Origin of the sequence: Streptomyces sp. ISL-87, assembly GCF_018614095.1 — a bacterium.
Lineage (GTDB): Bacteria > Actinomycetota > Actinomycetes > Streptomycetales > Streptomycetaceae > Streptomyces.
In genome coordinates this window covers 20092-27038 of the sequence record NZ_JAGGOY010000010.1, presented here as the reverse complement: position 1 = coordinate 27038, position 6947 = coordinate 20092, and the positions used below count along the sequence as shown (strand labels likewise).

Here is a 6947-nt window from a genome sequence, read left to right as displayed (position 1 = left end):
CCGGGCACAGTCCGGAGAACATGGCCACCCTCCGCAGCTTCGCCATCAACCAACTCCGCGACGCCGGCCACACCAACATCGCCGCCGGACTCCGCACCACAGCCCTCCGCCCCTACGAGCGGCCACTGGCCCTCCTCGGCCTCAACTGACCTGCGCCGACGCACGATCAACGAACTTTGCAATCCCCCTGGGGCTCGGCTGCCTACTTGCTGAGGGCTCTTCTCTCTCGACAGCAAGCCCATGTGAATTCTGGCCACGGTGGAAGTTTTTCGCGGTTCCATAAAAAAGTGCGGTGATTCGGTTTGGCTGGTATCGGGATGGTGCGGCTTGAAGTAGATGTGTTCTTGAGGTGAACATGAGGTTCCTGTGTGAGGTGGGGCACAGTCCAGTGGGGTTGATTGACTGCCGCAGGGTGTGATGAACGAGATTCCGAAAGTCGTTGGGCGCCACTCGCAGTGTCAATTCATTCCGGCGGGTGGAGTTCTGGGTTCTGATTTGGGGAGTGTCATGAAGCAGGCTATTTTTCAGCCGCGGCGTGGAATCGCAACGATTGCGGCTGCTGCCGGAGTGTCTATCGCATTCACTGTGACCGTAGGTTTCGGGGTTTCCTATGCGGACGGCGGTGCTCCGTTAGGTGTCCCCGCCAGCTCGATCTCCGCCGACGGTAAGTTTTTCACGCCCGGCCCGAACACGGTGGTCAAGAGGAACTCGAGCGGGTCCGAAGGTGTCCTTCTGTCGGCGGAAAGCGCTTCCCCGATAGCCCCTGCGCCGGCAGGCACAACGGACTACTTCGTGATCAAGAACGCCCACCGGATCAGCCAGTCGTGCGGGACTGACCTGCTCCAGGCGACGAGCGGACGAGGCAAGACCACGCTCGTCCTGTCCGTCGAAAAGAGCGTTGCTGCCACCGTCACGAAGGAGGTCAAAGTCGACCTGAAGTACGTCTCGGCCGGCATGGGCTGGAGCGTCACCAACACCTACAGCATCAAGAACGAGACCCGCTTCGAAGTGCCCGAAGGCAAGTGGGGAAGCGTGCAGGCCTTCCCGCTCTACGACGTGTACGAGGGCAACGCCTACCAGGGGGTCGGCGGGAACTTACCCACGGGGAAGAAGGTCTGGGCGTACAAGCCGGTAGGCGTCTGCTTCAATCAGTGGGCGCAGTGACGAATCGCTGAAGATGCGACATGAGTGAGGTGCAGCCCTAATGGCTCGAAGTAAGCGGACTCTAGTCATCGGGGCTGCCTTCATTGCCTTAATCGTCGGGTGTGAAAATGACGGTGGCGGTATCGATTCCGAATCACCCTCACACGACACTCCCGGCAGCCGGCTGACCGAATTGGGGGCAATTTCGGTGGCCGACGACCCGCTGACTGAAGCCGAGGGAGCGGTAAAGATCCTCTCCGAGATCCGGTACAAGCAGAGTCGCCTCATTGCCTATGTGAACGGCGACTCCTGTGGAATCGTCGTCACCCCAAAAGGCGGCTCCAAGGAAAAGCAGATGCATTTGGTTTCGAAGTGGCCCGCTGGTGGCGAGGGAAGCGACAGCTACCCCGCAGGCCCTTACAACAGTGCCTCCGGAGCTGGTGGTTCAAAGGCCTGGGCATCCATGCTGTGCAGCAAGAACGCCATGGTGATCGAGTACAGCTCAGGTCAAGATGCCAGCCCGGAACAGAGCCGTGGGCAAGTCGCCGTCATGCGGGTTACCGACAGCCCGGCAACCTCACGGATCATCATCGGTGACTCCGGGACGCGAAGGCAGATCGAGGACCGGGCGGAAGAGCTGGGAGACCTAGCGCGCACATCCCCGGCTCCGTAGCACCATTTAACCGAGAAGGTCTTGTACTACAGGGCCAAGGCCCACAAGGACCTCGGCCTGAACGACGCCTCCCGCACGGGGATGCAGCAGGTCGCCGACGCCGACGGCCGGCTCGCCGCCCGGGCCCGCCGCGGCCTGGCCAACCTGGCTCGCCTCGCCGGCGATTTCCCCACCGCCCTGGCCGCCGTCCCCACCCTGGGCTGGAAAGGCCGCCACCACCGCGTCCTCGGCGACATCCACTGGTCCCAAGCCGACACCGCCCGCGCCGTCACCGCCTTCGAGGCCGCGCGCGCGGAGGCGGAACAGCACGGTGCCGCCGGCGAGCGCGCGATGGCGCAGGTCCGCCTCGCGCTGGCCCTCTCTTTCGCTGACCCGGTCCGCGCTGGCGACGAGCTCGCGCTCGCCCACCAGCTCCTCGACGGTCTCGACCAGCGCTCCAACAGTCTCCTCGCCCAGGTCGTCGCCCTGATCAAGGACGCCGGAACCGGCAGCGTCATCGACCGCGCCCTGAGCCTGCAAGGCGACATCGAGGCCGCCGGGCTTCCCTTCCTCCACCGGTTCGTGGAGCTCGCCCTCGCCTTCCACCACGCCGTCCGCGGCGAGGACCAGGCCCTGGCCGCCACCATCGGCCGGCTGCGCGCGCTCACCGTCACCGGCGACTTCGCCTACTTCACCGACATCGCCCACTTCATGGCCGCCCTGCCCCTGCCCGAGTCCCCCCACCCGCTGGACCAAGAACGAAGACGACGTACGCGCCGCCTGGCGCGGCCTGGTCCAGGCTCGGCAGGAGCACCTGCTCGCCGGACGCTGACCCCGTACACGGCGACGGCCCCGACCAGAGGTGTCTGGTCGGGGCCGTCGCCGTGTACGGGAAGGACCGGGCGCTGGGCCCGCAAAGATCAGCTGGCGTCGGGGTGCTGCCCCACAAGCTGGGTGAGCAGCTCGATGATCTGGGCCTGGTTCCGGTCGATCTTCTCGTCGAGGGCTTCGACCTTTTGGTCCAGGTTGCCGATCTGGAGGCGCACCGCGGTCAGGTCGGACTTGATGATCCCGAACTCGCGGTCGTGCTTCTCCGCAACCTCTTCGAAACGTCGGGTCAGGGCAGTAGTGGACCCGGCGCCAGCCCTGCGCGTCCGGCGGGTAGACGATCAGCTTGGCGGCCATGCGCCCAAGCTCCTTCTGCTCCAGGAGCACCTGGCCACATCCGAACGGGTGACGCCCAGGTCGGCGGCAGGAATGCAGCGCACCCGCGACGGGATCATTCAAGGCTCGGTCACTCGAATGGCTGATGCCGAGGGGGTATGCCGTCTCCAGATGGAGTTCCTTGGAGTGTGTCGTGCTGGGCTTCGAGGTGGTCGCCAGGTACAAGCGTGTTCTCCATATTGAGACTACGAGTCCATGGGCAGCCCGCCCGTCAACCGTGAGGCGGCGACAGCTGTCCGCGACGCACCGCGTCCGCCCATTCCTTGCAGTTAGTGCAGATTCCTATAATCTGAGCATCGTGACCCTTCGTTATCGCCACCGCCTGGAGAAACGCTTGGTTAGAGCGGCAATCACCGGAAGTTTGGTGGACCTGAACGCAGGCCGACCCGCCTCTTTTCAGGATGTGCAGACCTGGGGGAAGGGGCGGGAAATTGAGGCGGAGCTAATCCGGGACTTGCTCCTCGGGCGCCGCACCACTGAACTGGACCCGCGAGGAGTGCGCCTTCGCGGTGCCTGGATCCGAGGCAAGCTTGACCTCAACGGCGTCGATGCTCAGGTCGGGTTGATGCTGCATGCGTGTCGATTCGAGGAGTCAATCAATCTGAATGATGCTCACCTACCGTGGCTTGCTTTAGAGGACCACTGCACACTGAGAGGCCTCTCAGCCGAACGGGTATATGTCCAGAAGGCCTTGACAATCGGAGACAGTCGCGTCGAAAGTCAAGACTATGACGGTGCCGTCCGATTGACTGGCGGTCAGGTGGACGGACATCTCAGTGTGATGGGAACGGAAATCGAGAACAGTACAGGCTCGGCGCTGGTAGCCGATGAGTTGACCGTAAAAGGCGCCGTGCTCCTAGACGACCTTCAGGCCGTGGGCACCGGGCCCGCCGGGTCCGTAACCCTCAATAGCGCAATCATCTACGGAAAGCTAAATCTGCGCCGCGCCAGGCTCACCAACGACAACGGCCCTGCCTTAATGGCCGAGAATCTCACCGTTAATCGAGACGCATTCGTGTGCGAAAATCCTGAGAGCGACGGATTCGAAGCCACAGGGACTGGGGCGACTGGTGCAGTGTCCCTGATCGGTGCCTCCGTTACCGGCCAACTGGCGCTGCGGGGGGCCACGCTGACCAACTCCACCGGCCCAGCACTCGTCGCAGACAATCTCACAGTCAGAGACCTCGTCCTCGATACAGGCTTCACGGCCACCGGCGCCGGGCCCTACGGAGCCGTGCGCATCCCCAATTCCGTCATTACTGGCCAACTGACGCTGCGGGGGGCCACGCTGACCAACACCACCGGCCCAGCACTCGTCGCAGACAACCTCACAGTCAAGACGGACATGCTGTTGGACCAAACGTTCACAGCCACCGGCACAGATTCCGATGGGGCAGTACAGCTCAGGGGCGCGACCATCGACGGTCAACTCTTGCTGCAGGGAGCCTCACTAACGAACCGTAACGGCCCGGCGCTGGTGGCCGACAGCCTAACCGCCAAGAGTGCGATGCTGGACGATGGGTTCACGGCCATCGGCGCTGGCCCCGATGGCGCGGTGCGCCTCCTCAGTGCCGCGATCAGCACCCAACTATCGCTGCGGGGCGCCACGCTGACCAATACCACTGGGCAAGCCCTCGTGGGCACCAACCTCTCCTGCAGAGACCTCTTCCTTGATGCAGGCTTCACCGCTATGGGGTCCGGTTCCAAGGGCACAGTTTCCCTAACTGGCGCCACCATCCCAGGAACGTTGCGTTGTTCAGGATGGGTCAGCAATCCAGATGGGCTGGCGTTGAACCTCATAGACGTCAAGGCCGGTACGCTCAGTTTGCCCTCAAGTTTCGCACGGAAGAAGCATCCCGGCCCGGGCGCAGCCACCGCAGCTGACGGGCTAATGGAATTCGATGGTCTCACCTATGTTGGACTACCCGAACCTGATAGTGATCTGAACCAATGGCAATCCTGGCTGCGGGATCGGACCCCGGGATATAAAGCCCAGCCATACCGACATTTGGCCAGTTCCTACCAGGCCGCCGGGCATGATACTCAGGCGCGCCGTATTCACGTCGCCCAAAACGACGACCTCACTGCCCGTGGCGGAAATAGAAACTACGGCAGGTTCCGCCAAGGGCTACACCGATTCAGACGACTATTGTTCAAAAGGCTCGTTGGATACGGCTACCACCCCTTTTGGGCGCTGGCGTGGTTCGTTGGACTCGTAGTGATCACCGTAATCGCGTGTATGGCGTGGCTCGGGCCCCACGGCCTCATCACCCATCCGCCTTCAAAGGAGACAGCTCGCTCAGCTATTGGAAAGGCTCCCGCCCCTCAACATTGCTCGGTTGCAGAAAGCGTCGGCTACGCCATCGACCTTTCCTTCCCGGTTATCAAAATCAATGCCTCCGACCGCTGCCAGCTGACCAGCGGGGGACTATGGCCGGCTGTATTCGGGTGGGTTGTTCGAGCCGCCGCAGCCGTACTGGCCGCACTCTTCCTCGCCGGAGTCACCGGCATCGCTCGCAAACCCTGACAACGGAGTAGCATCGGCCCACCCCGGCGGCGGGTGAGAGAGCTCTGAACTATGAAGGGAAGTAGTGGGCAGTAGTCTAGTAGCGGGTGATGTGCTCACCGACTAATCACCCAGCTCCAGCTCGTCCTCGCTGCTGCGGCGGGCGCGCACACGGCCCGCTCGCAGTATCTGAGGAAATCCGGTCCCTTCAGTCTCTGTCACCTGGCGGGTGGCTGAAGAATTGGATCCCCGGGACAAACGCCCGTGGCTCTTCTCGCTCCGTCAGGTCATCCCACCCTGCCAATGCTGGCACCCGAGAGGTACCCCCGATGCGTCTTCGGCACCCAGAAAACATGCCGCTTACTCATCACGCCACCCTGTCAGACCAGCTTCAACACACTCATCCAATAGGGAAGGCCGCGTAGCCGAGCGGCACCCAGACGCGGGCGGCGTGCGCGTCCCGGACCCGGGCGGCGAGCTTGTCGAAGCGGGTGGCGATGGCGCGGAACTGCTTCAGGCGGGCGAAGCACCGTTCGACCACGTTCCGGTCGCGGTAGAGGACCCGGTCGAAGGCGGGTGGCCGGCCGCCGAGGGCTCCGCGCCGTCGGCGGTTGTCCGCTTGGTCGCGGCGCTCGGGGATCGTGACGGCGATGCCCCGGCGTCGCAGCAGGTGGCGGATCGCCCGGCTCGAGTAGGCCTTGTCGCCTAACACCCGCTCCGGTGTCGTGCGCTGGCGACCTGCGACGGCACGCGGGACGCGGATCCCGTCGAGGACCTGGCCGAACGCGGTGGCGTCGTTGACGTTGCCCGGGGTGAGCACGACCGACAGCGGCAGACCTCGGCCGTCGACGGCGAACAAAGGCTCAATCCGCTCCCACGCCGCGTCCGTCAACTCACCTCGGCCTGCCACAAGATCAATCATCAGACACGCCTAAGGGACCGACGCACAGTGACGGCGCCAAGCCTGCATCCACTGCCCTGTTCCACGGCCCGCCCACCCGGATGCCCCCGGCTGGAGGAGTGTGCGACACGGCCTCGGGGACCAATGGAACAGCCAGTATCGGCGACAATGATCATAGTTGCCCCGGCGGTGCGCGCGGCCTCGGTAGTCCGCCCACGGACAGGGAGCAGGCTGAGGCGTACGGGAAGTTTGCCGAGGAGCCGACGAGGCCCGAGCTGGAACACCTCTTCTTCCCGGCCCGTGCGGGCCGGGGGTCGCAGACCCGTTCGTTCTCGGCGACCCGGACCTCGCAGGTCACCCGATCGTAAAGATCGACAGAAGCTCAGACCACCTTGAGGCACAACGTCACGGTGCCGTGGAGGGCTTGGACCGAGCTCGTGTTGCACTGGTCGCGCTTGTTGGGGCCGAGGATCTGGGAGATCTGCACGAGGTACGGTCTCGCCCGCGATTGATCGGGGTGC

At 63.8% G+C, this 6947-nt stretch carries 5 protein-coding genes and 1 pseudogene; 3 read left to right on the top strand and 3 right to left on the bottom strand.

The features are described 5' to 3' along the window. Positions 1–417: 417 nt before the first annotated feature. Together J7I97_RS03490 and J7I97_RS03485 are read left to right on the top strand one after the other, a co-directional pair. Positions 418–1164, top strand: a complete 747-nt coding sequence (locus J7I97_RS03490; RefSeq protein ID WP_251058441.1) for a hypothetical protein — start codon at positions 418–420, stop codon at positions 1162–1164. Between the two features lie 40 nt (positions 1165–1204). Then, on the top strand, positions 1205–1816 hold the full coding sequence (locus tag J7I97_RS03485) for a hypothetical protein (RefSeq protein ID WP_214930876.1): 612 nt from the start codon (positions 1205–1207) through the stop codon (positions 1814–1816). 6 nt (positions 1817–1822) lie between these two features. Here J7I97_RS03485 and J7I97_RS03480 read toward each other — a convergent pair whose 3' ends face one another. Both J7I97_RS03480 and J7I97_RS39450 read right to left on the bottom strand, forming a co-directional pair. After that, positions 1823–2503: a hypothetical protein gene (locus tag J7I97_RS03480; protein WP_214930875.1), complete on the bottom strand. Its 681-nt coding sequence runs from the start codon at positions 2501–2503 to the stop codon at positions 1823–1825. Between the two features lie 212 nt (positions 2504–2715). Then, on the bottom strand, positions 2716–2841 hold the full coding sequence (locus J7I97_RS39450; RefSeq protein WP_285441133.1) for a hypothetical protein: 126 nt from the start codon (positions 2839–2841) through the stop codon (positions 2716–2718). A 476-nt stretch (positions 2842–3317) separates the two neighbouring features. On the opposite strand from J7I97_RS39450, the gene J7I97_RS03475 reads away from it, so the two are divergent. After that, positions 3318–5546: a hypothetical protein gene (locus J7I97_RS03475; protein ID WP_214930874.1), complete on the top strand. Its 2229-nt coding sequence runs from the start codon at positions 3318–3320 to the stop codon at positions 5544–5546. Between the two features lie 439 nt (positions 5547–5985). Here J7I97_RS03475 and J7I97_RS03470 read toward each other — a convergent pair. Beyond that, a pseudogene (locus J7I97_RS03470) lies at positions 5986–6378 on the bottom strand (IS5 family transposase); the annotation flags it as partial. Between the last annotated feature and the right edge of the window lie 569 nt (positions 6379–6947).

What these genes read in the sequence shown, in the direction of transcription:
- J7I97_RS03490 (WP_251058441.1), top strand. Translation starts at nt 418, where the DNA reads ATGAACGAGATTCCGAAAGTCGTTGGGCGCCACTCGCAGTGTCAATTC.
- J7I97_RS03485 (WP_214930876.1), top strand. Translation starts at nt 1,205, where the DNA reads ATGGCTCGAAGTAAGCGGACTCTAGTCATCGGGGCTGCCTTCATTGCC.